The organism is Capnocytophaga sp. oral taxon 324 str. F0483 (assembly GCF_000318315.2).
GTDB classification, from domain to species: Bacteria; Bacteroidota; Bacteroidia; order Flavobacteriales; family Flavobacteriaceae; genus Capnocytophaga; species Capnocytophaga ochracea.
On sequence record NZ_KB291506.1, the window covers coordinates 10,254 to 10,953 of the forward strand.

1 protein-coding gene is annotated in these 700 nt (G+C 37.1%); it reads right to left on the minus strand.

Features of this window, described 5'->3' with window-relative positions:
- On the minus strand, positions 1 to 364 hold a 364-nt coding region (locus HMPREF9072_RS12460), incomplete at its 3' end, for a glycoside hydrolase family 6 protein (RefSeq protein WP_009410609.1).
- Positions 365 to 700 lie beyond the last annotated feature (336 nt).

A 700-nucleotide genomic window follows, 5' to 3' on the forward strand; every position in this document is an offset into this window, starting at 1 on the left:
TAGGATGTCCACCTTTTGAAAACGAGCCACAATCGCGATTGGGGATACCGTAAATCACCACAATAGGCGTTTTGCGAGCGTGTTCAGCTCCTTCAACAAAATTCTTTAGATAGCGGTCGCTATCCTTACTGTTTGGGTTAATTCCATCATACCAATCTCCGCAGGGCGTACCATACACTTGGTAATACAGTTTTTTCAACTCGGCATTTTTTTCATTTTTTACTGCATATAACCGAGAAGGTTTCAAATAAAAATCCCAATCATAAGGTATTTGAGTTTGCGTATTTTGGGGCGTATCTTCCCCTGATTTTTCACAGGCGGTCATTACCCATAAAAAAGCTATTAAGGCTAGTAATTTCTTCATAATCTTTAATCTTATTTATGTGTTAATTTGGCAAAGATAGGAATTTATTTTCATTTACCCAAAATTATTTTCTAATTAATTTTTCCAGTCGTTTTCCTCCGTTTGCTCTCCGCTTTTTCACCACCTTGTCTCTACTTTTCCTTTGTTTATTGTCTATCTGCCGTGTGGCTCGCACCGTCATTTATTCGTTTATATGTACGAACTTTGCCAAAGTTTCAAAATTTGTCAAAGTTGAAATCTACTAATAAACCTCTTTTTATTTTTATTTTAGCTTTAACTTACCCCCACTTTTCCTTCGTCATTTCTTTATCTGCCCGTGCGGCTCGCACCGTCATT